Below are 24,552 nucleotides of genomic sequence, written 5' to 3'. Positions count from 1 at the left end.
GCAATTTATCGGTGAGACCTTGTATCGAAAACTCGCCTGTCCAGCTTTTATGAGTTTAAGCTTCACAAATCAAAAGCCTAACGTATGAAAACTAGCGCATGAAAAAGCCTAAGGCCATTGCTAAACCGACGATCACAATAAAGCCGCGTAGCAAGGGCTGTGAAATACGGTAGGCCAGCGCCGCCCCCACATAACCACCGACAATCGCCATAACGGCAAGCAGCAACAGATATTGCCCATCGATAACATTGCCCGCGGCATAAACCACAACGGCGATGGCGGTGAGCAGGGCTGAAATCAGATTTTTAAGTCCGTTCATCCCATGTAGATTGGTTTGCCCCATCAGGCCAAAACTTGCGAGTAGTATGATGCCTAAGCCACCATTAAAATAACCGCCATAGATACACACAGCCGACAGCATTATCAGTGCCGTTATCGGACTTAACATTGGCGTAGAGGTGTTTTCGCCTTGCTCAGCGATTCTTCGTTTGAGTAACCAAGGGCCAACAATAAAGGCCGCGGTGGCCAGTAGAATCAGCCAAGGGATCAGCTTTGCGAAGACTTGCTCGCTGGTGGTCAGCAAAATACCCGCGCCAATACTCCCGCCAATTAAAGCAATTAAGATCAGATTCTTAAGGCTAAGACTCGCCGGATATTCGATATCCTTTCTAAAACGCCATGCGCTGGCGATATAACCGGGCAGCAGCGCGGCTGTCCCCGTGGCATTTGCCGCAATCGGTGGAACCCCGACAAACACTAACGCTAAAAGGGTAATAAAACTGCCACCACCGGCAACCGCATTGAGCATGCCGCCTAAAAAGCCAGCGAGTGCAATAATAAGCCAGTCCATAGATACCGCTCCTTTGGGCAATAAGAGAGTTAAACAGAGCGCTAAAAATGTGTCTGTTATTATGAGTCAATCTAAGCACTCACCCTAACAGGATGATTTCGATATTGAAAGTCGCGTAATGATTCGTTACATATCGCCATTCGTGAAGGTGAAGATATAGGATGAGTGAGCAGGCTTTTATTTGCTTAGTGCTAAGGGGCTTGCTACCAAATGCCAGACATAAAAATAACCGCTGCTATGGCTGCACTTTGCTCGGTAAAAACATCTTCTCCCCAGCAGTTTTGCCCACGTTCTTGGTAATAAACATGAAAGGTACTGAGCATAGGTGTTCGAATGCAATACCAACCATCGAAGGTATTCTTGGCAAAATGCACCCAATACTGCGCATCAGCAGTTTGGATTTGCTGAATGAGTAATTCATTTTGCGATAGCAAAGCCACAAGCTCATTCTGGGTGGTTATTTGATGCTCGGCTTTTATAGCCTCGAGAAGATTTTTAAGTTTTATCATGGGATCTTTTTCATTCATCGAGAATATCTACATCACTTTTAACGAATGGCCGCGGAGATGGAGGATTGGATTAATGCTTCAAAAATATCTGTTTGCCCGGCTGGAATAAGCTGCCTGTGAATTTCGCGGCGTTTTGCACTGTCGAATAAGCGCTCCGCAACCCAGCCGGTTAAGTAGAGTGAGGACAGGCAGCCACCCGCGGTGGCAATATTGCCATTGATAACCAGAGCACAGTCTTCTACATCGACGCCCATGGCCACTAATGCGGGTTTGGCATCGGGATGAGTCGTTGCTGAGATATTGTCGAGTAGCCCTAATTTGGCAAAGAAGAATGACCCCGCGCAGATACTGCCAAGCAATTGCCGTGAGGGATCTAATTTAAGGGCTGACATAAACTCAGTATCTTCGAGTGCGGCAGGTACGCCTTTGTAGCCACTGCTAAATAATACTACGTCGGCATCAGCGACTTCGGCCACATGACCATCGGTTGCAACCGTCATCCCCAAACTCGACCTGTGGCTAGGCTTTGTCCCGAGTACTTTTACTGTCCAATCGGTTTTTGTACGGCCGAGAATATCGCGCATTAAGAAGAAATCGATATCGGTAAATTCATCAAATATTACAATCGCAATCTGGTACATAAGCTTTCCTTTGGCTTGCATTGTGGATGACTTAAGGCTTGAATACGCTCAACCTTAAGCCTTGGGTCCTCAATATGAATAGAATCATGATTTTATTGGTTATCCATTTTTTATGAAAATTTGGTTAATCAAAATCTTAACCAGCACTAAACGATGGCAGTCGCTTGGCGAAAATAGCATGGGCATCAAAATCTTGGCTTTGCATTCTGGTTAATGTGTTGGTTAACACTTCATCGGCTGCATCTTCAATCCGCAAGATCTTCTCTGCTGCGACATAGTCGCTAAACGCTGTGCAGACTTGTTCAAACAAAGCTGTGATATCGCCAAAGGCCGGATGACTAAATTGTGGGTTAGGCAAACCCCTAAGGGATCGCAGTTTCAGCAGCATTAACGCTGTCAATGGTAAATATGTGTGCGGCCCACCATTGAACTCAAAAAAGCACTTTTTATCCCCAATAACTGCTTGTTCTACCTGATGATCGCACAGGGTTTGCAGCATAGTGCTGATGAATTCGATATCCTGTGTGTCCCAGTTATCTAAAAATGGCGCATAGGGGAAAGGAGCCGTTTTTCGCAGTGTCACTTGCACTTCAGTGGCAAAAGGCGGCTCAATAACGCCCAAATAGCGCCCATACAGCAGCACCAAAAAATCGCCGATAAAGCCGTGGGAGCGAATGGCCCAACCCGAACGCCAGGCCATTGCGTTGGCATAATACAGCTCGTCGGCCTCAGTCTTAAGCCTAGAAAACAGCATAAGCACAAGTCGAAAAGCACTGGTTGTCATCCATCCGGCATTAGCTATTTCACCTGTTTTCTCAACCGCAGTGTAGTATCGATAGTAGTCGATCGCGGTATTAAAATAGCCGTAAGCAAGCGAGCATATAAGCGGCTTAGGCTCAAGCAAGCCCGATTCAATATAGGTAAGTTGGGCTACATAGCCCCAATGGCACTCGGGTACACCAAACTCAGCTCCAAATAATTCCCACTGGCGAAAATCCTCATCAAACTCACGATATTGTTTCACTCTCTCGAAACCATCTGTCATCCCACTGTCGATATAATCGGTCAGTAAATACTGGTCATATTCAAAGACGTTTTTGGCATAATCGCGCATATGTTTACGACTGCGACTGCGCTTATTGAGAAACTTGGCTAACATATTGAGCATCCTTATTATTTAGGCTGCGGCAAGTTTACCGCAACGGTGCTAAATATGACTATCTGTAGCACTTTTGAAGCAAGCATTAAGCGACTCCGTTGTAGCGATGGTGAACACACATTCGCCAGCAAAGAACCTTGCTAACATATGGTGTTATCAGTTTAATGCACGACATTGTTCATTATTGAATATGCTGGGATGGGGAGTAAACCGCACTCTTGCGTTGGCGACCATCGGAAAAAGGGACTTTTTCGTTGAGCCCCCAAAGATGGATTTACGGCGTGTCGCCAGAGCATTAGTGCTGTTTATGGCGATAAGCTCTCAAAAAGTACCTAGACTGCAAAAGCTCACAGAAAACAAGGTTTGTAGTGAACAAGCTGGTGGTGAATTTTACTCATGGTTCTCCGCTTCGTGGGGACAACAAAAGCAACGAGGCCCAGAATCATTTTTTGGGCCTTGTTGGTATCGTAAAACGTCGGTTAACGCTCAAAATTCTTTAGGTTAAAGCTTCAAACTAACTTGAGTTTCAACCTTAGCCGCTATACGTTACTTGCGCATTTTAGAGAACGCTTAAAACACCATTTCTGGTACATGCTCTGGCACGATTAACTTGCCGGCGGTTTTGCTGACGATTTCTTCGACGCTGACACCTGGTGCGCGCTCGAGTAAATGGAATGCGCCATCTTTGATTTCGATAAAGGCTAAATCTGTGACGACACGTTTAATGCAGCCGTAACCTGTTAGCGGCAATTCGCACACGGGTAGCAGTTTAGAATTGCCGTATTTATCGGCGTGCATCATAGTCACGATAATGTTTTCGGCGCCCGCGACTAAATCCATCGCGCCGCCCATGCCTTTGATGAGTTTGCCGGGGATCATCCATGAGGCGATAGAGCCATTGACATCGACTTCAAAGGCGCCGAGTACGGTTAAATCCACATGGCCGCCACGGATCATGGCAAAGCTTTCCGCCGATGAGAAAAACGAGGCGCCTTTGACTGCGGTAACGGTTTGTTTACCTGCGTTGATTAAATCTGGGTCGATGGCGTCTTCGGTCGGGAATTCGCCCATGCCGAGTAGGCCGTTTTCCGATTGCAACATGACTTCCATGCCTTCGGGAATGTAGTTGGCCACCAGTGTTGGAATGCCAATGCCGAGGTTGACGTAGTAGCCATCTTTTAATTCTTTGGCGACGCGCTGAGCCAGTTGTTCTCTTGATAATGCCATGATATCTATCCTTTCTATTTGGCTTTGACGCTTTGGCCTTTACTCTTAGGTTTTTACCCTTAGTTTTTACTTTAGGGAGCTAAGTGCCAATTGCGTTAACTGTGTTTCAAGGTTTTGCCAGCGCCTTTTATTTCGCGGCTTTTACCGTGCGCTGCTCGATACGTTTCTCGAACTTGCCTTGAATAACCCGGTCAACATAGATGCCCGGCGTGTGGATATGATCTGGATCTAGCTCGCCCGGCTCAACAATAAACTCGGCTTCAACCACAGTGATTTTGCCTGCGGTTGCCATCATAGGATTAAAGTTGGCGGCGGTTTTACGGAACACCAAATTACCCATGGTATCGGCTTTCCATGCGCGCACTAAGGCAAAATCTGCGGTCAGCGACTCTTCTAATACGTAATGGCGACCTTTGATTTCGCGGGTTTCTTTGCCATCAGCGACTGGCGTGCCGTAGCCTGTAGCGGTGAAAAATGCCGGAATACCTGCGCCGCCTGCGCGGATCTTTTCCGCCAGCGTGCCTTGGGGCGTTAAAATCACGTTCAGTTCGCCAGAGAGCATTTGCTGTTCAAAGGTGGCATTTTCACCCACGTAAGAGGCTATCATAGTGGCGATTTGGCGATGTTTTAACAGTAAGCCAAGGCCGAAATCGTCAACGCCAGCGTTGTTTGATATCGCCGTTAAGCCGTTAACGCCCATCTTAACCATTTGATTGATTAAGCCTTCTGGAATGCCGCATAGGCCAAAGCCGCCGACCATAATGGTCATGTCGTTCGATAAGCCTGCTAACGCTTCTTCATAGCTGCTGACGACTTTATTGAGTCCTGCCATTGTGATGTCCTTTTATACTTTATAAAACGCGCTGCGAATGACGCGCGTCTTTAATAACGGTTGCTGGTGTCGTTAATTATTTTTGTTCTATTTTGCTAACAGGGCGGTGGCCACTTTTGAACCGTTGTTGCGATTCAACTGCGTGCTGATCGCTTGCCCTGCTAACGCGAGTTTTTGTAAATCGATACCCGTTTCGAATCCCATGCCGTGCAGCATATACACTAAGTCTTCGGTGGCGAGATTGCCCGATGCGCCTTTGGCATAGGGACAGCCGCCAAGACCAGCAACCGAGGAGTCAAACACCCGCACACCTAAGTCTAAGCAGGCCAAAATGTTGGCTAATGCTTGGCCATAGGTGTCGTGAAAGTGTAGCGCCAGTTTCTCAATAGGCACTCGTTCACTCACAGTTTGCAGCATTCTACGGGCTTTTTGCGGCGTGCCTACACCTATGGTGTCGCCAAGCGATATTTCGTAGCAGCCCATTTTGTAAAGGATTTCAGACACACGGGCCACTTCACTGACCGCTATCTCACCTTCATAGGGGCAGCCGAGCACACAGGACACATAGCCGCGCACCGGAATATTGTGTTTTTTTGCCAATTCTATCAAAGGGATAAAGCGTTCAATCGACTCATCTATCGAGCAGTTGATATTGCGCTGACTAAAGCTTTGTGAGGCGGCGCCAAATATTGCCACCTCACTCGCTTTTGCATCCAGTGCCAGTTCAAAGCCTTTAACGTTGGGTGTGAGCGCGCTATACACCACGCCGCTTTGACGCTGTATTTGCTTAAGCACATCGGCAGAATCGGCCATTTGTGGCACCCATTTAGGTGACACAAAGCTGCCTGCTTCGATGCGCTTAAGCCCCGCACCTGCCAGCGATTCAATCAAGGCGATTTTAGCTGCCGTCGGCACGGTGACTTCGTTTTGAAGTCCATCTCGTGCGCCCATCTCGAAAATGCTAACCGTGTCTTTGGCGTTCGCTGCTTGGCTTAGATTGGCTAACGACATCTTAGGCTTCCTTGATCGCGGTTGGCTCGTCTGTCTCTAACGGCTCAACGTTGAGCAAGGTTGCGCCATCGGTGACCAGCTCGCCCGCCTTAAAGTAGAACTCAGTGACGATACCGTCAAAGGGGGCTTCGATTGTGTATTCCATCTTCATGGCTTCCATCACCAGCAAACCTTGGCCCGCTTTAACTTGTGTGCCGATATCGACTAAATGGGTCACTACCGTGCCGTTCATGGGCGCTTTTAACTTGTCAGCATTGCTGGCTTGTTCTTCGACCACGAGTGTTTGCACTGCTTTAAAGTGGTAACTGCCAGAGGATAAAAACAGCGTAAAGTCATCACCTTGGGCACTAACGGGCACTTTACTCTTATGGCCGTTGATTTCTGCGAGCAGTAAATCTTGTTTCAGCTCGCCATTTAGCAACCAATCTTGTCCGTGCAGCGGTAGCTGATACATGCCGCCTAAATCGAGCATCACTAACTGCTGCAATTCATGGGCATCATCGAGCAGGGCAATATTGTGCTGGCTGCAGCTGTTGAGTCTAAAGCCGCTGACTTGACCCCAAGGCGAGTAAGGATCGGCGCTGTTGATCGCTTGTGCTTTGGCGGCTTCTTTACGGGCAAGCACTTGATACAGCGCGGCAAAGGCAAGGGCAGTGTCAGCTTCGCTTGAAGCTGTGCCAATTAAGGTGTCGCCATAACGGCCAATAAAGTCAGTGCTAAAGTCGGCATTGGCAAACGCTGGGTGTTCGGCAATGTTCGCTAAAAACTCAATGTTGTGCTTAAGACCGCTGATTTGATACGACTCTAACGCATGCACTAAACGTTGCAGGGCGCGTGGGCGCGATTCATCCCAGACGATAAGCTTGGCAATCATAGGATCGTAGAAGTTACTGATCACATCGTTTTCACGAATGCCCGAATCGATACGCACGTATTTGCTTTGCTCGGGTTCGCGCAAAAAGTTGAGCTTACCGCTGGCGGGTAAAAACTCATTCTGTGGATCTTCGGCATAAATACGCACTTCAAAGGAGTGGCCGTGAATACGTACTTCATCTTGCTTAAGGGGCAGTGGCTGACCACTGGCGACCATCAATTGCCATTTCACTAAATCTTGGCCTGTGACCATCTCAGTCACTGGATGCTCAACCTGCAGACGGGTGTTCATCTCCATAAAATAGAAGCTATTGTCTGTATCTAGCAGAAACTCTACAGTCCCCGCGCCAACATAATCGATGGCTTTGGCTGCCGCGACGGCTGCTTCACCCATTTGGGCGCGCAGTGCATCGCTTAACCCTGGCGCTGGCGCTTCTTCGACCACTTTTTGGTGGCGACGTTGAATCGAACAATCGCGATCCGATAAATAAATCGCGTTGCCAAAGGTGTCGGCAAACACTTGCACTTCGACGTGGCGCGGCTGGCGTAAATAACGCTCCATCAATAACTTATCGTTACCAAAAGAAGAGGCCGCTTCACGGCGCGCCGAGTTAACGGCTTCCATGATTTCGCCTTCATTCTCGACGATACGCATGCCTTTACCGCCGCCGCCATAAGCCGCTTTAATCAGCATAGGGAAGCCGATTTTCAGTGCCTCCGCTTTTAAGGTCGCATCGGTTTGGTCATCGCCGTGGTAACCGGGCACTAAGGGCACGTTTGCCGCTGTCATAATAGATTTAGCGGCGCTTTTACTGCCCATGGCATCGATAGCATCGCTACCTGGGCCAACAAAGACGATGCCTGCGGCTTCACATTTACGGGCAAAGTCGGCGTTTTCAGATAAGAAACCGTACCCAGGGTGAATGGCTTGGGCGCCGGCTTTTTTGGCGATATCGATAATCAAATCGCCCTTTAAATAGGAGTCTGCCGGCGCACTGCCGCCTAGATAGAAAGATTCGTCGGCCATGGCGACATGGCGCGCTTCTTTATCGGCATCGGAATATAGGGCAACGGTGCGAACGCCCATGGCATGGGCCGTTTTGATGATGCGACAGGCGATTTCACCGCGGTTAGCAATTAATAGTTTAGTAAACATGTGCTTGGTCAACATCAAAGGGCTCCTTGGGTATCACTTGGCTTTTGCATGGGCTTGGAGGGCGTTGAGTGTGCTTGTTGCCAGTTAGGCTGACGTTTCTCAAAAAAGGCGTTTAAGCCTTCTTGGCCCTCGGTCGATACCCGAATGCGGGCGATACGCTCGCTAGTGTAATCAATGGTTTTTTGGTCTATCACGCCGTCTTCAAGATGCGACAGCAGTGTTTTTACCCATGCCATGCCTTGCGGGCTGTTGGCTAGCAACGCGTCAATCATAGGCTTTGCGGCGGCGTCTAAGTCATCGCTGATCTCATGAATGACGTTAAGCTTTAATGCGGTTTCTGCACTAAAACGCTCGGCGGTCAGCATGTAGCGGCGCGATGCACGGTTACCCATAGCGCGGGCAACGTAAGGGCTAATTACCGCAGGAATTAATCCGAGTTTTACTTCGCTTAAGCAAAAGCTGGCGCGCGTCGTGGCGATAGCGATATCGCAGGCGCAAATCAGCCCCAGTGCGCCGCCAAAGGCTGCGCCTTGCACTAATGCAATGGTGGGTTTTGGAAAGGTATCTAAATCCTGCATCAGTTTTGCTAAGGCTTTGGCATCATTTAGATTTTGCTCAAAGTCCATTTTGGCTTGTTTGCGCATCCAATTGAGATCGGCGCCGGCGCTGAAGTTTTTGCCGTTTGCTTTGAGTACCAGCACTTGGCATTGCTTGTGCTCAGCAAAATAGCTAAGGACGCTAATCATCTCGCTAATCATCACTTCATCGAAGGCGTTGTGTACTTCTGCTCGGTCAAGAATAAGCTCGGCAACGCCGTTATTGAGTGAGTAACTCACGTGCTGCAAGTTGCTTAATTCCTGTGGCGTTATTGGTAAATTTGTCATAACTGTTTCCCTATCTTATTGATTTGCTGTGTATACGTATGGTTTACATACGGAACACACCAAAGCGGGTGTCTTCGATAGGGGCATTTAATGCCGCCGATAGCGCAAGGCCGACCACATCGCGGGTTTGCGCTGGGTCAATAATGCCGTCATCCCATAAACGGGCGCTGGCATGATACGGATGACCTTCTTTATCGTACTGGGCGACAATCGGCGCTTTAAAGGCTTTTTCATCCTCAAGTGACCACTCTTCACCTTTACGGGCTAAACCGTCGCGACGCACTGTGGCGAGAACGCCTGCGGCTTGCTCTCCGCCCATCACAGAAATACGGGCGTTAGGCCACATCCACATCATGGTCGGTTCGAACGCACGGCCACACATGCCGTAGTTACCCGCGCCGTAGCTGCCGCCAATAATCACAGTGAATTTAGGTACATTGGCACAAGAAACCGCGGTCACCATCTTAGCGCCGTGTTTGGCTATACCTTCGTGTTCGTACTTTTTACCCACCATAAAGCCGGTGATATTTTGCAGGAACAGCAGTGGAATTTTGCGCTGGCAGCACAGTTCGATAAAGTGCGCGCCTTTTTGCGCCGACTCAGAGAACAGAATGCCGTTGTTGGCGACAATGCCGACTGGGTAGCCGTGAATACGGGCAAAACCGCATACTAAGGTTGCGCCATAGTTGGCTTTAAACTCATCAAAATCAGAATCATCGACGATACGGGCGATCACTTCCTTTACATCAAAGGGCTTTTTCAAGTCGGTGCCGACAATGCCGTACAGTTCGCTAATGTCGAACTTCGGTGGTTTGACAGGACTTAAGAGTGATTTGATTTCTTTTTGATGATTCAGGCGTGATACCGCGCGGCGGGCAAGCTCCAATGCGTGCTCATCGTTTTGGGCTAAATGATCCGCTACGCCGGAAATTTTAGTGTGCACTTCGGCGCCGCCGAGTTCTTCGGCGCTGACTTCTTCACCTGTGGCCGCTTTGACTAATGGTGGGCCGGCTAAGAAGATAGTGCCTTGATCTTTTACGATAATCGATTCATCCGCCATGGCCGGCACATAGGCGCCGCCTGCAGTACATAAGCCCATCACCACTGCAATTTGCGGTATGCCTTTAGCGGACATTTGCGCTTGATTGTAAAAGATGCGGCCGAAATGGTCACGGTCGGGGAAGACTTCATCTTGGCGGGGCAGGTTAGCACCGCCCGAGTCGACTAAATAGATACAAGGCAAGTGACAACGGCTGGCAATATCTTGGGCGCGTAGGTGTTTTTTAACGGTAATCGGGTAGTAAGTACCGCCTTTAACTGTAGCGTCGTTGGCGATGATCATGCACTCAACACCGCTCACACGGCCGATACCAGCGATAATGCCTGCTGCGGGCACTTCTTCGTCATAAACTTCAAACGCCGCAAATTGTGATAGCTCTAAAAAGGGCGAGCCTGCATCAAGCAGCTTTTCAACCCGTTGACGTGGCAGCAATTTACCGCGGGATAAATGGCGCTCTAGCGCCACAGGGCCGCCGCCGAGTTCGATTTTATTGAGTTTAGTTTTAAGATCGGCCACTAGGGCGGCCATATCGTCTGATTTTGCTTTAAATTCATCGCTACGGGCGTTGATACGACTGCTTAATTGCGTCACTTTGATTGTCCTTATAAAGCGGAAACTCGGTATCACCTTGCTCGAATGGGTGGCGCAAACTGTAAGTTACAGTGAGGTGCAACCCATTCACTTGTGAGAGATTATTTAAACTCGCGTTATTTCGACTCATTGAACAGTTCGCGGCCAATCAGCATGCGGCGAATTTCTGAGGTGCCGGCGCCGATTTCATACAGCTTGGCATCACGCAGTAAGCGGCCAGTGGCGTATTCGTTGACATAGCCATTGCCGCCTAGCAGTTGAATTGCATCCAGTGCCATTTTGGTGGCGAGTTCTGCGCTATAAAGAATGGCGCCTGCGGCATCTTTACGGGTGGTTTCACCGCGATCGCAGGATTTTGCCACGTTATAGACATAGGATTTGGCGGCATTCATGCCTGTGTACATGTCGGCTAACTTGCCTTGCACTAGTTGGAATTCACCGATGGATTTGCCAAATTGCTCACGCTCGTGGATGTAAGGCACAACGATGTCCATACAGGCATTCATGATCCCCAGCGGACCGCCAGACAGTACGACACGCTCGTAATCTAGGCCGCTCATCAGCACTTTTACGCCGTTATTGAGGCCGCCTAAAATGTTTTCTTCTGGTACTTCTACATCTTCAAACACCAGTTCGCAGGTGTTAGAGCCGCGCATGCCGAGTTTGTCGAGCTTTTGCGCTTGGCTAAAACCTTTCGAATCACGTTCAACGATAAAGGCGGTAATACCGTGTGCGCCTTTGGTTAAGTCGGTTTTCGCGTAAATGACATAGGTGTGTGCATCTGGACCGTTAGTGATCCACATTTTGTTGCCGTTTAAGATGAATCGGTCGCCTTCTTTACGGGCATGCAGCTTCATCGAAACCACGTCAGAACCTGCGTTTGGCTCACTCATGGCCAGCGCGCCAATATGCTCACCGCTCACCAGTTTTGGCAGGTACTTGGCTTTTTGCGCTGCATTACCGTTACGGTTGATTTGATTGACACACAGGTTTGAGTGGGCGCCGTAACTTAGGCCGATAGAAGCTGATGTGCGGGAGATTTCTTCCATCGCCACGACGTGGGCTAGGTAGCCCATGTTCGCGCCACCGAACTCTTCGGGTACAGTTACTCCGAGCAGTCCCATTCCTCCAAGCACAGGCCAAAGTTCATTGGGAAAGGCATTGTCGTGATCCACTTTCGCGGCAATTGGGGCGATTTCATTCGCGGCAAAATCCTGCACTGCATCGCGCAGCATATCGACGTCTTCGCCTAGGCCAAAATTCAGACTTGTGTAGAGAGAGTTCATTGCTTGTGTCCTTTCAGATGTTCTAATTTCAGATTGTTATAGTTTTTATGATTTTTAGGTGCTTGAGTCTTTTAAATCTTGTACTTAAATCCGTAGTCGTTATCGCCATCAAATTGATTTGATTTTGTGTTAACGGGGATTTAGGCTTTTGCCGTTTTGTTATCTTCTAAGGCTAAACGGCACTGCTGCTCGGCGGAATTGAGTTCCATTAATACGACTTTGATGTCGTCCATTTGCTGTTGTAGTGCGGACTTCTTTTCTTCCACTAGCGCCAGCATGGTATTGAGCTGTGAGGTGCTGCTCTTGTCGGCATCGTATAATTCGAACAAACGACGGGTTTCTGCCAAAGAAAAGCCCAAGCGTTTACCGCGAAGAATGAGCTTGAGACGCACCCTGTCTTTGAGGCTATAAATACGGGTTTGGCCGCGGCGTTTAGGTTTAAGCAAACCTTGGTCTTCGTAAAAACGAATACTACGAGTAGTGATATCAAACTCTTTTGAGAGATCACTGATCGAGTAAGTCGTTTGTGGTGTGTTCGTTGCGCTCATTCATGCACCCTAAATAATCAGTTTTAAGCAAGATATATGAAGTTTACGTAAAGGTAAAGATTTTGGCTTTTATTCTGTTGGCAAAAAAGTGTCAATCCCAATTGCCATCAGCCTGTGCAGCGAGATTAAAACGTATGCTTTAAATTAGTGTTCTCACATAAAACCACAAATATCTTCTGGTTATAGGCTAACGTCTAATAGTGGGCTTTAGACCTCCTTGCTAATAATAGAAGCAGGAAGGGGTAGTTATTGCGGCTGACGATGTGAGTCGCAGTCCTGATTGGAGGACATATGTTGACCGAACAGCAAAATGCATCTGTAGCGCAAGCCACAAATCAAAAACAGAACCAACAAAAACATCAAGCGTTGCACCAAGCATCCTTGCTTAATAAAGCCGAATTCTGGGGAGAAGCGGCGAAGACGCTCGATTGGATTAAGCCGGCGCAAACTGTGCTCGATGAATCGCAGGCACCGTTTTATCACTGGTTCGCCGATGGTGAGATGAACACTTGTTATAACGCCGTTGACCGCCATGTGTTGGCTGGACGCGGTGACCAAGTGGCTATCCAGTATGTGAGTCCTGTTACTGATACTGAATACGGCATTAGCTACGGGGAGTTACAGGCTCAAGTGAGCCGACTCGCGGGCTTTATGCAATCTATTGGTATAGGAAAGGGCGACCGTGTGGTGATTTATATGCCTATGGTGCCGGAAACCGCCTTCGCTATGCTGGCCTGTGCCCGCATAGGTGCGATTCATTCGGTGGTTTTTGGTGGTTTTGCCGCCAATGAACTCGCGACTCGGATTAACGATGCCAAGCCTAAATTGGTCTTGTCGGCATCTTGCGGCATTGAGCCTTCGGGCGTCATTCCTTATAAGCCTTTACTAGACAAAGCATTGGAACATGCTGTTCATCAGGTGGAGCATTGCCTGATTTTAAATCGCAGCCAGTATCAAGCCGATTTGCAGGAGGGCCGTGACTTAGATTGGCAAGCCGCATTAGCGACTGCACCTAAGGCCGATTGTGTTTCTCTTAAGGCCACAGATCCCTTGTATGTGCTTTATACCTCAGGCACCACGGGTCAGCCTAAAGGTGTGGTACGCGATAATGGTGGTCATGCAGTGGCACTGGCTTGGTCGATGCAGCATATTTACGATATTCAAGCGGGCGATGTGTTTTGGGCGGCGTCCGATGTGGGCTGGGTTGTCGGTCATTCTTACATTGTGTATGGACCTCTATTGGTGGGCGCAACCACCTTAATGTACGAGGGCAAACCTGTGGGAACGCCAGATCCCGGCGCATTTTGGCGCACGATTGCCAAATATAAGGTCAAAAGCTTTTTTACGGCACCGACGGCCATTCGCGCAATTAAGCGTGAAGATCCTGACGGTGAATATCTACAAGGTGTTGATTTAAATTGTCTTAAAAATGTTTTTTTGGCGGGGGAACGTTGCGATCCCGATACCTTAGTTTGGGCACACACTAAACTCGCTAAACCTGTTATTGATCACTGGTGGCAAACCGAAACGGGCTGGCCAGTTGCCGCAAATTTGATGGGCACGGCGCCTGTCACCATTAAGCCGGGATCGCCTGCTCTACCCGTGCCAGGTTATGCGGTTGAAGTACTGGACGAATTAGGTGAGCAAGTTGCGGCCAATACTTCGGGAAATGTAGTGATTAAATTGCCTCTACCGCCGGGAACCTTAACGACACTGTGGCAAAATGATCAACGCTATCAAGATAGTTACTTGTCTATGTATCCGGGTTACTACTTAACTGGCGATGCGGGTTATACCGATGAAGACGGCTATCTCTACATTATGAGTCGTATCGATGACATCATAAATGTAGCGGGGCACAGGTTATCGACGGGACGCTTCGAAGAAGTGTTATGTCAACACCCTGATGTGGCCGAAGCCGCGGTAATTGGGGTAGATGATGCGCTTAAGGGCCAAGTTCCCCTCGGATTAGTGGTACTCAAGAAAGGCGTGACGATCAGTGATGAAGAGCTGCATAAACAGTTAATAACCCTGGTACGCCAAGAAATTGGTCCCGTCGCTTCCTTTAGGTTAGTGAGTGCGATTCAAAAATTACCTAAAACGCGCTCGGGTAAAATTTTACGCGGTACTATGCGAAAAATTGCCGATAATCAGCAATATACTGCGCCAGCGACCATAGAAGATCCACAGACCTTAGAGTTAGTGCGTACCGCGCTCACTCGCATGGGTTATGCCGATGCCTTAGTGTAAGAAATAGATCGTAAAGGTTTTTATAGAAAGAGTGTAAAGGTCTTATAGAGAGTTGAAATATCAAGGCGATAGTAAACTGACCAAGCTTACTATCGCTTTTTGCGTATGGCATTTCTTATTTCGGCAAAATCAAAGATTGAAATTTTCACCTCAAATTTGCTAGTCTTGCAGGCTCATCACGTACAGCTATCACGCACAATCATCACCTACAGTTTTACTGTAATCAAATGGCTTAGGGACGACCCTAAATACGCCTAATCTAACATGGGGACGACCCCTTTATGGGAGTTCACTATGAGTTGGTTCTTATTAGTTCTTGCGGGTTTATTTGAAATTGGTTGGGCTATAGGGCTTAAATATACCGACGGTTTTACGCGTTTGTGGCCAAGTATCTTTACAGTAGCGTCGATGGCAGTGAGTGTGTTGCTACTAGGACTCGCGGTTAAGCAGCTACCTATCGGTACGGCTTACGGCGTGTGGGTCGGCATTGGTGCTATGGGTACGGCGATTGCGGGAATTATCCTCTTAGGAGAAGGCGTTAGCTTACTTAAAATTGCCAGTTTGATATTGATATTACTGGGTGTTTTAGGGCTTAAACTTGCCCATTAATTGACGGTTCTATTAGTGCGTGTTGACGTTTCGAGATTAAATTTTGTTCGCTCTGGCAAGCTCGTGATCACGAAACGAGGAGTGACGTGTAGTTATTCTACTCAAATGACGAGTGACAAAGAGCAAGAGCTTGCCAGACGAACCCTTCGGGCAGCGTTTGGCTGGCGTTTCTGCTGCGTTATCGCCCGTTTATGTAGAATAACTACACTGCACGGGCTTTGCCTTGCATAAAAGCCAGCCAACTCGCTGCAAAAACAACCCTGAAACGTCAACACGCCCTAGATAAAATGAGACCTAAACGATTGGTACTTTCGGCACAATCGAAATTGCCAATCGTATGTCTCTGGTAATTAAGTTACAAAGATCGGTATAATTACCCCTCAAAATTGGTTAGCTCTAACCTCTGTGACCCGTGGGAATAATATAATGCAAAACCACAGCAATCTTAATGATATCGGCGTAATTGGCCTTGGTGTTATGGGTAAAAACCTTGCGCTAAACATCGCAGATAACCAATATCACGTCAGCGCGTTTGACCTCGATCCTGTTAAAGTTAATGGTGTTATACAGCAAGAAAAACAGGAACGTGCTGGACTCGAATCTCGCATTCTTGGCTGTGCTAATCTTACCGAAATGTTAGCCAGTCTCACAAAACCCCGTATTCTTGTGCTTTCTGTTCCTGCTGGTGCCCCCGTCGATGGTGTCTGTAGTGCCTTGATTTCTGCAGGAATTGAGTCCGACGATATTGTTATCGACACTGGTAACAGCCTATGGACTGACACTGTTGAGCGTGAAGCGCGCTACAAAGGTCAGTTTGTATTTTTCAGCTCTGCAGTTTCGGGCGGCGAAGTCGGTGCGCGTTTTGGACCCTCACTTATGCCAAGCGGCGATATCGATGCATGGCATCACGTGGCACCTATTTGGAAAGCGATTGCCGCTAAGGTTGATGCCAAAACTGGGCTACCTATCGAACGCTTTGAGCCGGGTAATCCCGTGACAGAAGGCGAGCCATGCACGACTTATATTGGCCCCGCGGGTGCTGGCCATTATGTGAAGATGGTGCATAACGGTATTGAATACGCTGACATGCAGTTGATTTGCGAAGCCTATCAAATGCTGCATGACGGTTTAGGCATGAGCGCTGCAGAAGTGGGCGATGTGTTTGAACGCTGGAACAAAGGTAGTTTAAACAGCTATTTGATGGGGATCAGTGCCGAAGTCTTAAAACAAGCCGATCCATTAACGGGTAAACCGCTGGTGGAAATGATCTTAGATAAAGCGGGCCAAAAAGGCACGGGTTTGTGGACGGCCGTGAGCAGTTTACAAATTGGCTGTCCCGCGCCGACGATTGCTGAAGCTGTGTATGCGCGCGCCGTAAGTACCCAAAAATCCTTACGTCTACAACTCAGCCAGAAATTGGCTGGGCCAAATGCACCTGTTATCGATGACGCACAAAAAGCACTGTTGATTGAAGCCCTTGAAAGCGCGTTATATTGTGCAAAAGTCTGTTGTTACGCCCAAGGCTTCCAGTTGATGGCGATGACGGCTCATGAACAAAAATGGCAGTTAGACTTTGCTGAAATTGCAAAAATTTGGCGTGCGGGTTGTATTATTCGCGCGACTTTCTTGCAATCAATCACTCAAGCCTATGAAGACAAATCTGATCTTAGCAATCTGTTGATGGCGGACAGTTTTGCGTCTGCCTTGTCTGAAAAGCAAGGCCTATGGCGTACCGCAGTCGCGACTGCGGTGATGCAAGGCATTCCAGCACCGTGTATTAGCTCGGCTCTGGCGTATTACGACAGTTACCGCTGCGAAACATTACCAGCAAACTTGCTCCAAGGTCAGCGTGACTTTTTCGGTTCCCATACCTTTGAGCGTATCGATACCCCTGCTGGCGAGAAATATCACTTAGATTGGAGTGTCAAAGAGCGCACCTTGGCTAAGGTTTAGTGAATGTGAAAATTCGTACGTAATATTATAAAAAAGCCCTCATAATTGAGGGTTTTTTTATGCCCGATCTACATCGATTTGAACTGAAAATTAACTCATTATCTCCAAAGATAATAGTTATGACTTTTTTATTATTTTTTCGCGACGGACCTTATCCCTAGAGTTAAATTCTTAATTAGATTTAATAGTTAGTAAGATCATGTCTGTGGTTTTAATTTTCTGCATATATGGTTTTTCAGCGGTTCATTTTTAATATTTAATTTCAATGCGCTTTAATGTTTTTTTATAGTTTGAATTGCTACTCAATATTTAAATTCGTTATGTATTTATAAGATATTCAGAATTTTATTAGATTTAAATCGGTACGTCATGTTGTTATTTCTATCTCTTGTTAAAGTGTAACCATTTGTTTGAGGTTAAATTGGTATGTCATGTTGTTATGTTTATTTTTTATGAAAGTGTAACAATATATTTTAAATTTTAAAATATAATCAAACAGATGTATTATTAATTATAACTCCTTGAAATTACATTTAGTCTAATGATTTTATTGGTTAATTTTCTTGTGATTTAAAGGTTAAACTAAATTTAGTATGTCTATTTTTATTGGGTTTATAGCTAGGAGATATATATTCAATCTGCCGTTCTGTTTATTGTCGTTTTCATTCTCATTATTCATATGTTAAAAGATGTATCACCATTAAATGCTAATGTTGGTTTTTGGTGTTCAATAATAATTAAAATAACAGTATTTAATGCGGATAAATAACGAATAAATCCTAGTTATCCAATATTAAATAATAAAATGTAATGACAAGAAGGAATGTCTATCCATGCGTATGTCCATTGTTGCATTAAGCATCACGGCCGCCTTATTGGCAGGTTGTGGAAGTGACAAAAAGGCTCCTGAGCCAGTTGCTAAGGTCAACACAGCACCAACAACTGTCGATATGACCATTGATGTGTCGCAGTCTCTATTATTCACCGGCAAATTAGATGCGACAGATGTCGAAGGTGGTTTGACTTACTCTTTAGTTGATCCTACTGATTTAAAACTAGGTACTTTTACTCTAGTTAATAAGAATACTGGTGAATTCACTTATTCTTCCGATGCGAGTGAAGGTACTGAAGTTGTCAGATTTAAAGTATCTGACGGTCAGTATCAAGCAGAGGCCAGCTTAACGATCCATATCAGAAATGGCGATCCCTTATATGCTTACCAGTGGCATTTAAAAAATACAGGACAGAATGCTTTTGCGCTAAACCGTGGTGTCGCTGGTGAAGATATGAATGTGAGTGGTGCTATTTCAGACCAATTTATGGGACAAGGCGTGATCGTCGCAGTGGTGGATAGCGGCTTAGAAATTGCTCATCCAGATCTGATGAACAACAGTGTGAATGGTGGCTCATACAATTTAATTACTGGTACTGTTGACCCTACACCTTTCTCCGGTTCTGCTGATGCTGCTCATGGTACTGCAGTAGGTGGGATTATTGCAGCCGAAGGTTGGAATGGTATCGGTGGTCGCGGTGTGGCGCCTAAGGCAAAATTGATTGGTTTCAACTTCTTAGATTCTGACCCAACAGGCAAAGTTAAAAATGTTCAAACATTTGAAAGCTTTACAAAATCACATGGTGCTAGTGCCTACAGCGACAGTGCGCGTGTCTTTAACCAAAGCTATGGTTACAGTGTGCCATTTCCCGATAAATTTAATGAAGATGAAACCGAAGTTTATCAAGATATTGCAACTCAAAGCTTCGATGGTAAAGGCAGTATCTTCGTTAAATCGGCAGGTAATGGTTATAAATACTACCGTTGGAATACTTTTTGGATACCGGGAGATTACTTCACGGCAACGGCGGAAAATCCCGCTAACCATGGTTTACCTTTCCATAATTCCAACATGTCCTCTGACAATGCTAACATTTATAACTTAGTCGTTAGCGCGATTAATGCTAATGGTGAACTCTCTAGCTATTCATCTGTGGGCTCGAATATTTTTGTAACAGCCCCCGGTGGTGAAGATGGGGGTGATGATCCTGCGATTGTAACAACGGATTTTATGGGGTGTAAGAGTGGTTCAGCGATTGCAGAAGATCGTCCAAGCACGCCGTTCCACGGTGGGTTACATCCTTTAAACTCAAATTGTGATTACACTTCAACGATGAACGGTACCTCATCCGCGGCACCAAATACTTCAGGTGCAGTCGCTGTGATCATGAGTGCAAATCCAGATTTGACTTGGCGCGATATACGTCATGTTCTAGCCAAAACTTCAACCAAAGTGAAAGCTGATATTGCGGCTAAAACCGTTACTATTGGTCAGGGTGAAGGTGCTCCAGAATATGCTGCTATTCCGGGATGGCAACAAAATGCTGCGGGTTATTCATTCCATAATTTTTATGGTTTTGGCCGTGTTAACGTCAGCGAAGCGGTAAAACTGGCTAAATCCTATGCTGAGGATTTAGGTGAATACGTGGTAACTGAATGGCAAGCAAGTCAAGAATTGGCAAAAACGATTCCTGATGCGGACGTCAATGGTGTCAGTGATACTCAAGTGGTGGCGGATGATTTAGTGATTGAAGCTGTACAAATCGAGTTAACGGCAGATCACTTACGCCTACCGGATCTGGCTGTTGAGCTAATATCTCCAGCAGGAACTAAAAGTGTGTTAATGACGCCTTATAATGGTTTGGTATATCAAGGTGTCATGGATAAAACCAACCCAGAAGATTTAGTAACAGGTTTCGATGCGACGCCTATGCTGTCTAATGCTTTCTATGGTGAATCATCAAAGGGTGAATGGACCATCAAGCTTATCGATGTAAATAGCGGGGACTACTCGTTTATTCAATTTGATAAAGGCCGTACTCCTATTTCTATTGCTAACGAAGCTGATGGTAAATTGAAAGGTTGGTCAATTCGTTTCCATGGCCACGCTGCCAAGTCTGCATCTTAAGGAGTATTAAATGAAAGCATTGAATCTATCATTAGTTGCAGTTGCTCTTATGTTATCTGCACAAGCTATGGCACATGACAAAATCGATTTGGATAAACCTCAGGAAGAAGTAAAAGAGGTTACTATGAGCCGAGCGCAATTCTTGAACTTAGACAGCCAATATTTTGTCAAAACTGACGCTGGCGTGGTGAAAGAAGCAAAACAGTTGACGAAAGGGCAAAAAGTGGTGACTCAGTCTGGTAAGCCATTTGCAGAAATGACAGGAAAATTAGTTGTTAAGCTCAAACCTGGTGTTTCTGCTGCGGATTTTGCAAAAGCTCATGGCCTGAAAGTGGATTGGCAGAACAAGAGTAATTTATTCTTGTTAGCCGCTGAAGAAGGCACAGATCTCATCAGCTTAGTGAACGCGATTAAGGCGTCACCCGAAGTTGAACGAGCTAAGTTAGATCGTGCCATTGCCAAACAAGAAATACAGTAGTTTTTTTGTTTGATTTAAAGGGCCTGTTGGCCCTTTTTACTTTTTAATTATGCAAGTTCATCAGCAGCAAAGGCGATCAGCTTTTGCCAGAGTGCTTGGGCGACGGGGCCTAAAGGTGAGTGGGGTTTTCGCATCACATAGTAATCGAGTTGAATGTTGTTTTGCCTTTCACGCAGATCCAGTGCAATCAATGCGCCTTGTTTGAGTGAATCTTCAATCATATAGTGCGGCAGCTTGCCCCAGCCCATACCACTTTGAATAAGCATTTTCTTGGTATAAAAATCATTAACATACCAACGTCGTTGCCCCGCCTGTACCCCAAACTCAATATTCGCAGTGCCTGAGCCCGTATCTTGGATCACGATTTGGTATTCATTAACGAGCTCTCGTGCGTAGGTCAGTGTCGGATGACGCTCAAGCATGCGCGGCGCGGCAACATCGAGAAGGCTACCGGAAAATAAATAGGCTAATTCTAAATGGCTCGAACGTATGGGTTCTATTCCGCCTGCGGAGATGATGATTTCGGCTTTATCTTGATTCAGCGCTTCGAGCGCACCAGTTAAAAACTCTTGTTTGAGAATAATTTGGGTATAGGGAAACTCATTTTGAGTCAGCTCTAAAATCGGCAAAATTCGAGCGAGATTAAAGGAGGCTTCAAAAGCTAAGGTGATGCTTGCTTCGTTACCTTTGGCTAAATGCTTCGCTACTTGCTTCATTTCTTGCGCTTCATTCAGTACCCGCAGGGTATGTTGCAGCAGTTTTCGACCTTGCTCAGTGATGGCGAGTCGATAACCTTCGCGATTAAACAGGATAAGATCGAGTTGGGATTCTAACTGTTTGATACTTTGGCTAATGGCGGGTTGGGTTTTATGTAACTTGTCACTGGCAGCTTTGAGTGAGCCCGCCTCAGCTACGGTTTTAAACATCAGCAGTTGGTCTAAGGTCACAAGGATTGCTCGCAAGTTATAAATTATTAGTTTATGAGATATTAGATTTTATTCCATATTTATTTATCTTTTATCGGCTCATAATCGATTCCATTCTCACTCGTCGTCTGCGAATTTATACCCAAGACTGACGGCAATATCACGTTTAATGGGGTGTGTGCGATGCGATTTTCAAACTTATGTGATACCAAGGGTTCAAGTATCAATGGCTTAGAGGTTGATACACAGAAGTTATTCCTTTGTGCCAATACACTCAATCGCGCCGCTGCAACCGTCACATTGGCGATGAGCATAGTGTTTTTCATCTCGGGATTTGCCAAGTTATTTGGCATGTCTATGTTCCATGTTCCGTTCACATTAATGAATCTTCCCACCGGATTTGGCTATTTTATTGGTTTGATGGAAGTGATTGGCGCCCTTGGATTGTGCCTACGTGACTACCGAGTGTTATCGGCGAGCGGTTTGCTGGCGATTATGATGGGGGCGATTTATTTCCACTTTAACTATGAAGCGCCGATTAATGCACTGCCTGCATTGAGTTTATCGGCTGGACTTTTTCTGGTTATTAAACTGGATGAAATTGTTGAGCGTTTAGTGCGATTTCAGCGGCAGTTGGTGCAGAGTCGTTCCGCTTTTTAAGCGTGCATTGAAGTGTTATGTAGAACAGTGAGTTAAGTGAGAAATACTGAGTTTAAAGCCAGTAGTACAGATATAAGTTAATCAACACGAGAGGATTATGATGCAAGTTAACGCGAGTCGTATGCCTGTGCTATTTGTGCCCCACGGTGGTGGCCCAATGCCTTTGCTCAATGATGTTAATCATAGGAAATTGCGTGCATTTTTAACTTCAGTAACAGTGCCAATACCAGCTCCGAAGGCGATTGTGTTGATCACTGCCCATTGGGAAGAATCTGTGGTGACTTTGTCGAGTAGCCCAAAGCCAAGTATTTTGTATGATTACTATGGATTTCCACCTGAGGCTTATCAGCTGACATATCCTGCACCCGGTGAGCCAGAATTAGCCGCACAGATTACGAATATGCTAGCGGATAAGGGCATCACAGCCCGCTTAGATAGCGAACGCGCATTTGATCACGGTACTTTTGTACCACTTAAGTTGATGTATCCTGAGGCGAATATTCCCGTGGTGCAGATGTCGTTAGTCCACAGCCTCGATCCTAAAACCCATATAGCGATTGGGGAGGCTTTAGCGCCGCTGCGGGACCAAGGGGTGTTGATCGTGGGGTCTGGCATGTCGTTTCACAATATGCGGGCATTTTTCTCAAGCGATCTCACAGTGCAAAGCCGCAGTGCAGAATTTGATTATTGGTTGACGCAAACTTTAACGGCAAGTGTTAGTTCTGCCGAGGTAAAAACAGCGTTAACTCATTGGCAATCAGCCCCTGAAGCGCGTTTTAGTCATCCGCGGGAAGAGCATTTATTACCGCTACACGTGTGTTTTGGTGCAGGCCATAATGGTTCATCCCATGCCAAACGCAACTTTAATGGTATTTTGTTAAACACGCTGATCTCTGGTTATATCTGGCAATAAATGGGGGGAGGATTGCCCTCGTCGATAATAAGCCAAATTGAAGTCGTGCAGCGTCCAATAAAAAAGGTTCGTATCTATCGAAGATATGAACCTTTTTTATTCAGGATCGCTTGTCCTAGCTTAATGATTTTACCCTCATGCGGTAAACACTAAACCCACGCTAAACAAGGTACTGAAAATCATGGTTAACTTAGCTGTGCGGCCGAGTAACGGATTTAAGGCTTCACCAGAAACGGCATAAAAATCGCTACTGAGTTTGCGGGCAATAAGCAGAGATAATCCCGCAAGTAGTACTGGTAAACCGGGTAAAATACCGAATAAAAAGCCAGCGATGACTAAGCCAAAGGGCAAATAGATTAAGGCTTGATAAAGCACTTTTGCCTGAGCTTCGCCAATACGTACCGCTAGAGTATGCTTGCCCGCTTGGGTGTCGGTACGGATGTCGCGAGTGTTATTCACCAACATAATCGCAGCGTTAAATAAGCCAATCGCACAACCTAATAACCAAGCATTAATAGTCGTATCGCCCGCCTGCAGATAATAACTGCCCACCACTGCAACTAAGCCAAAAAAGACAAATGCTGCTACTTCACCGAGCCCATGGGAGGCGAGGGGATAGGGGCCACCACTGTAGCCAAGAGCACCTAAAATAGCGGCTGCGGCGAGAATGGCGATGGGCCAGCCTCCGTGCCAAATCAGATATGATCCCACGGCAAGCGCCATTAAGAGACAAAATATCATGGCATTGCGAACGCTTGTTGGTGAAATTAAACCACTTTGAGTCACGCGAACGGGCCCTAAGCGCTCGTCTGTATCTATGCCGTTTTTAAAATCAAAATAGTCGTTAGCGAGGTTGACGGCGATTTGTAATAAGACAGCACACAACATTGAAGTGGCAGCGATTAACCAGCTGTAACTCTCAAGATGCAGGGCGAGAATGTTGCCTATCAGTAGGGGACCTATGGCCGCGGGTAGCGTACGGGGTCTTATTGCTAAAATCCAAGGATTCATGGCGTCCAGTCATTATTGGTAAATGGGAATGGTACCGAGCAAGGGCTCAATTAGCGCATAGCATAACAAGATTTAACACGAAAGTGAGCACTATCTAATAAACGCATTTAACAGAGTTTGAATTGGCGCACATATGTTCACTGATGCAGGATGAGATTTGTCGTT

22 protein-coding genes are annotated in these 24,552 nt (G+C 46.5%); 8 read left to right on the top strand and 14 right to left on the bottom strand.

Annotation, left to right across the window (positions count from 1 at the left end; translation table 11 throughout):
• Positions 1–91: 91 nt before the first annotated feature.
• The 4 genes from GWI56_RS19475 to GWI56_RS19460 all read right to left on the bottom strand — a co-directional run bounded on the left by GWI56_RS19475 (position 92) and on the right by GWI56_RS19460 (position 3,159).
• Positions 92–850, bottom strand: a complete 759-nt coding sequence (locus tag GWI56_RS19475) for a sulfite exporter TauE/SafE family protein (protein WP_105252043.1) — start codon at positions 848–850, stop codon at positions 92–94.
• Between the two features lie 203 nt (positions 851–1,053).
• Positions 1,054–1,359, bottom strand: a complete 306-nt coding sequence (locus GWI56_RS19470) for a cytoplasmic protein (RefSeq protein ID WP_198573829.1) — start codon at positions 1,357–1,359, stop codon at positions 1,054–1,056.
• Positions 1,360–1,397: 38 nt separating this feature from the next.
• Positions 1,398–2,000, bottom strand: coding sequence for a DJ-1/PfpI family protein (locus tag GWI56_RS19465; protein WP_198573828.1), 603 nt, complete (start codon positions 1,998–2,000; stop codon positions 1,398–1,400).
• A 136-nt stretch (positions 2,001–2,136) separates the two neighbouring features.
• Entirely contained in the window at positions 2,137–3,159 is a 1,023-nt protein-coding gene (locus GWI56_RS19460) for a hypothetical protein (RefSeq protein WP_198573827.1), read from the bottom strand.
• A 73-nt stretch (positions 3,160–3,232) separates the two neighbouring features.
• On the opposite strand from GWI56_RS19460, the gene GWI56_RS19455 reads away from it, so the two are divergent.
• The gene (locus GWI56_RS19455) at positions 3,233–3,664 is read left to right on the top strand and encodes a hypothetical protein (protein ID WP_242068449.1); all 432 of its coding nucleotides are present in this window, start codon (positions 3,233–3,235) and stop codon (positions 3,662–3,664) included.
• 65 nt (positions 3,665–3,729) lie between these two features.
• Here the strand turns inward: GWI56_RS19455 and GWI56_RS19450 are convergent, their stop codons facing one another.
• The 8 genes from GWI56_RS19450 to GWI56_RS19415 form a co-directional block, all read right to left on the bottom strand.
• The gene (locus tag GWI56_RS19450) at positions 3,730–4,386 is read right to left on the bottom strand and encodes a 3-oxoacid CoA-transferase subunit B (RefSeq protein ID WP_173243940.1); all 657 of its coding nucleotides are present in this window, start codon (positions 4,384–4,386) and stop codon (positions 3,730–3,732) included.
• A gap of 127 nt (positions 4,387–4,513) precedes the next feature.
• Positions 4,514–5,218, bottom strand: coding sequence for a CoA transferase subunit A (locus tag GWI56_RS19445; protein WP_198573826.1), 705 nt, complete (start codon positions 5,216–5,218; stop codon positions 4,514–4,516).
• Between the two features lie 87 nt (positions 5,219–5,305).
• Complete coding sequence (locus GWI56_RS19440; protein ID WP_198573825.1) at positions 5,306–6,229, bottom strand: hydroxymethylglutaryl-CoA lyase; 924 nt, start codon at positions 6,227–6,229, stop codon at positions 5,306–5,308.
• A gap of 1 nt (position 6,230) precedes the next feature.
• Positions 6,231–8,273, bottom strand: a complete 2,043-nt coding sequence (locus GWI56_RS19435) for an acetyl/propionyl/methylcrotonyl-CoA carboxylase subunit alpha (RefSeq protein WP_198573824.1) — start codon at positions 8,271–8,273, stop codon at positions 6,231–6,233.
• On the bottom strand, positions 8,273–9,142 hold the full coding sequence (locus tag GWI56_RS19430; RefSeq protein WP_198573823.1) for an enoyl-CoA hydratase-related protein: 870 nt from the start codon (positions 9,140–9,142) through the stop codon (positions 8,273–8,275). The genes GWI56_RS19435 and GWI56_RS19430 overlap by 1 nt, the downstream gene beginning before the upstream one ends.
• A gap of 43 nt (positions 9,143–9,185) precedes the next feature.
• On the bottom strand, positions 9,186–10,793 hold the full coding sequence (locus GWI56_RS19425; RefSeq protein ID WP_105252050.1) for a carboxyl transferase domain-containing protein: 1,608 nt from the start codon (positions 10,791–10,793) through the stop codon (positions 9,186–9,188).
• Between the two features lie 116 nt (positions 10,794–10,909).
• Complete coding sequence (locus tag GWI56_RS19420) at positions 10,910–12,079, bottom strand: isovaleryl-CoA dehydrogenase (RefSeq protein ID WP_198573822.1); 1,170 nt, start codon at positions 12,077–12,079, stop codon at positions 10,910–10,912.
• Positions 12,080–12,219: 140 nt separating this feature from the next.
• Positions 12,220–12,627 carry a MerR family DNA-binding transcriptional regulator gene (locus tag GWI56_RS19415; protein WP_006082318.1) on the bottom strand — a complete coding sequence of 136 codons (408 nt, stop codon included), beginning with the start codon at positions 12,625–12,627 and terminating at the stop codon, positions 12,220–12,222.
• Between the two features lie 291 nt (positions 12,628–12,918).
• On the opposite strand from GWI56_RS19415, the gene GWI56_RS19410 reads away from it, so the two are divergent.
• From GWI56_RS19410 to GWI56_RS19390, 5 genes are all read left to right on the top strand, one after another.
• Positions 12,919–14,877: a propionyl-CoA synthetase gene (locus GWI56_RS19410; protein ID WP_198573821.1), complete on the top strand. Its 1,959-nt coding sequence runs from the start codon at positions 12,919–12,921 to the stop codon at positions 14,875–14,877.
• Between the two features lie 294 nt (positions 14,878–15,171).
• Complete coding sequence (gene sugE / locus GWI56_RS19405) at positions 15,172–15,486, top strand: quaternary ammonium compound efflux SMR transporter SugE (protein ID WP_028761104.1); 315 nt, start codon at positions 15,172–15,174, stop codon at positions 15,484–15,486.
• A gap of 426 nt (positions 15,487–15,912) precedes the next feature.
• Positions 15,913–17,439: an NADP-dependent phosphogluconate dehydrogenase gene (gndA, locus tag GWI56_RS19400; protein WP_198573820.1), complete on the top strand. Its 1,527-nt coding sequence runs from the start codon at positions 15,913–15,915 to the stop codon at positions 17,437–17,439.
• 833 nt (positions 17,440–18,272) lie between these two features.
• On the top strand, positions 18,273–20,399 hold the full coding sequence (locus GWI56_RS19395) for a S8 family serine peptidase (RefSeq protein WP_198573819.1): 2,127 nt from the start codon (positions 18,273–18,275) through the stop codon (positions 20,397–20,399).
• Positions 20,400–20,409: 10 nt separating this feature from the next.
• Entirely contained in the window at positions 20,410–20,877 is a 468-nt protein-coding gene (locus GWI56_RS19390; protein ID WP_198573818.1) for a hypothetical protein, read from the top strand.
• A 47-nt stretch (positions 20,878–20,924) separates the two neighbouring features.
• Here GWI56_RS19390 and GWI56_RS19385 read toward each other — a convergent pair whose 3' ends face one another.
• On the bottom strand, positions 20,925–21,824 hold the full coding sequence (locus tag GWI56_RS19385) for a LysR family transcriptional regulator (RefSeq protein ID WP_198573817.1): 900 nt from the start codon (positions 21,822–21,824) through the stop codon (positions 20,925–20,927).
• Positions 21,825–21,986: 162 nt separating this feature from the next.
• Here GWI56_RS19385 and GWI56_RS19380 point away from each other — a divergent pair, with 162 nt between their 5' ends.
• Positions 21,987–22,463 (top strand): DoxX family protein, encoded by a 477-nt coding sequence (locus GWI56_RS19380; protein WP_198573816.1) that lies wholly within the window; start codon positions 21,987–21,989, stop codon positions 22,461–22,463.
• 97 nt (positions 22,464–22,560) lie between these two features.
• Positions 22,561–23,376 carry a class III extradiol ring-cleavage dioxygenase gene (locus GWI56_RS19375; protein ID WP_198573815.1) on the top strand — a complete coding sequence of 272 codons (816 nt, stop codon included), beginning with the start codon at positions 22,561–22,563 and terminating at the stop codon, positions 23,374–23,376.
• Between the two features lie 135 nt (positions 23,377–23,511).
• Here the strand turns inward: GWI56_RS19375 and GWI56_RS19370 are convergent, their stop codons facing one another.
• A complete protein-coding gene (locus GWI56_RS19370; RefSeq protein ID WP_028761099.1) occupies positions 23,512–24,387 on the bottom strand; it encodes a 1,4-dihydroxy-2-naphthoate polyprenyltransferase in 876 nt (291 codons plus the stop codon).
• Between the last annotated feature and the right edge of the window lie 165 nt (positions 24,388–24,552).

Origin of the sequence: Shewanella sp. DW31, from assembly GCF_015767295.1 — a bacterium.
Taxonomy (GTDB): Bacteria; Pseudomonadota; Gammaproteobacteria; order Enterobacterales; family Shewanellaceae; genus Shewanella; species Shewanella oncorhynchi.
Note: the sequence above shows the minus strand (reverse complement) of the source record. Positions and strands in the feature narration are given on the sequence as shown.

What these genes read in the sequence shown, in the direction of transcription:
- GWI56_RS19370 (WP_028761099.1), bottom strand. Translation starts at nt 24,387, where the DNA reads ATGAATCCTTGGATTTTAGCAATAAGACCCCGTACGCTACCCGCGGCC.
- GWI56_RS19470 (WP_198573829.1), bottom strand. Translation starts at nt 1,359, where the DNA reads ATGATAAAACTTAAAAATCTTCTCGAGGCTATAAAAGCCGAGCATCAA.
- GWI56_RS19450 (WP_173243940.1), bottom strand. Translation starts at nt 4,386, where the DNA reads ATGGCATTATCAAGAGAACAACTGGCTCAGCGCGTCGCCAAAGAATTA.
- GWI56_RS19445 (WP_198573826.1), bottom strand. Translation starts at nt 5,218, where the DNA reads ATGGCAGGACTCAATAAAGTCGTCAGCAGCTATGAAGAAGCGTTAGCA.
- GWI56_RS19415 (WP_006082318.1), bottom strand. Translation starts at nt 12,627, where the DNA reads ATGAGCGCAACGAACACACCACAAACGACTTACTCGATCAGTGATCTC.
- GWI56_RS19375 (WP_198573815.1), top strand. Translation starts at nt 22,561, where the DNA reads ATGATGCAAGTTAACGCGAGTCGTATGCCTGTGCTATTTGTGCCCCAC.
- GWI56_RS19430 (WP_198573823.1), bottom strand. Translation starts at nt 9,142, where the DNA reads ATGACAAATTTACCAATAACGCCACAGGAATTAAGCAACTTGCAGCAC.
- GWI56_RS19465 (WP_198573828.1), bottom strand. Translation starts at nt 2,000, where the DNA reads ATGTACCAGATTGCGATTGTAATATTTGATGAATTTACCGATATCGAT.
- GWI56_RS19475 (WP_105252043.1), bottom strand. Translation starts at nt 850, where the DNA reads ATGGACTGGCTTATTATTGCACTCGCTGGCTTTTTAGGCGGCATGCTC.
- GWI56_RS19440 (WP_198573825.1), bottom strand. Translation starts at nt 6,229, where the DNA reads ATGTCGTTAGCCAATCTAAGCCAAGCAGCGAACGCCAAAGACACGGTT.
- GWI56_RS19420 (WP_198573822.1), bottom strand. Translation starts at nt 12,079, where the DNA reads ATGAACTCTCTCTACACAAGTCTGAATTTTGGCCTAGGCGAAGACGTC.
- GWI56_RS19410 (WP_198573821.1), top strand. Translation starts at nt 12,919, where the DNA reads ATGTTGACCGAACAGCAAAATGCATCTGTAGCGCAAGCCACAAATCAA.
- sugE (WP_028761104.1), top strand. Translation starts at nt 15,172, where the DNA reads ATGAGTTGGTTCTTATTAGTTCTTGCGGGTTTATTTGAAATTGGTTGG.
- gndA (WP_198573820.1), top strand. Translation starts at nt 15,913, where the DNA reads ATGCAAAACCACAGCAATCTTAATGATATCGGCGTAATTGGCCTTGGT.
- GWI56_RS19380 (WP_198573816.1), top strand. Translation starts at nt 21,987, where the DNA reads ATGCGATTTTCAAACTTATGTGATACCAAGGGTTCAAGTATCAATGGC.
- GWI56_RS19390 (WP_198573818.1), top strand. Translation starts at nt 20,410, where the DNA reads ATGAAAGCATTGAATCTATCATTAGTTGCAGTTGCTCTTATGTTATCT.
- GWI56_RS19460 (WP_198573827.1), bottom strand. Translation starts at nt 3,159, where the DNA reads ATGTTAGCCAAGTTTCTCAATAAGCGCAGTCGCAGTCGTAAACATATG.
- GWI56_RS19395 (WP_198573819.1), top strand. Translation starts at nt 18,273, where the DNA reads ATGCGTATGTCCATTGTTGCATTAAGCATCACGGCCGCCTTATTGGCA.
- GWI56_RS19435 (WP_198573824.1), bottom strand. Translation starts at nt 8,273, where the DNA reads ATGTTGACCAAGCACATGTTTACTAAACTATTAATTGCTAACCGCGGT.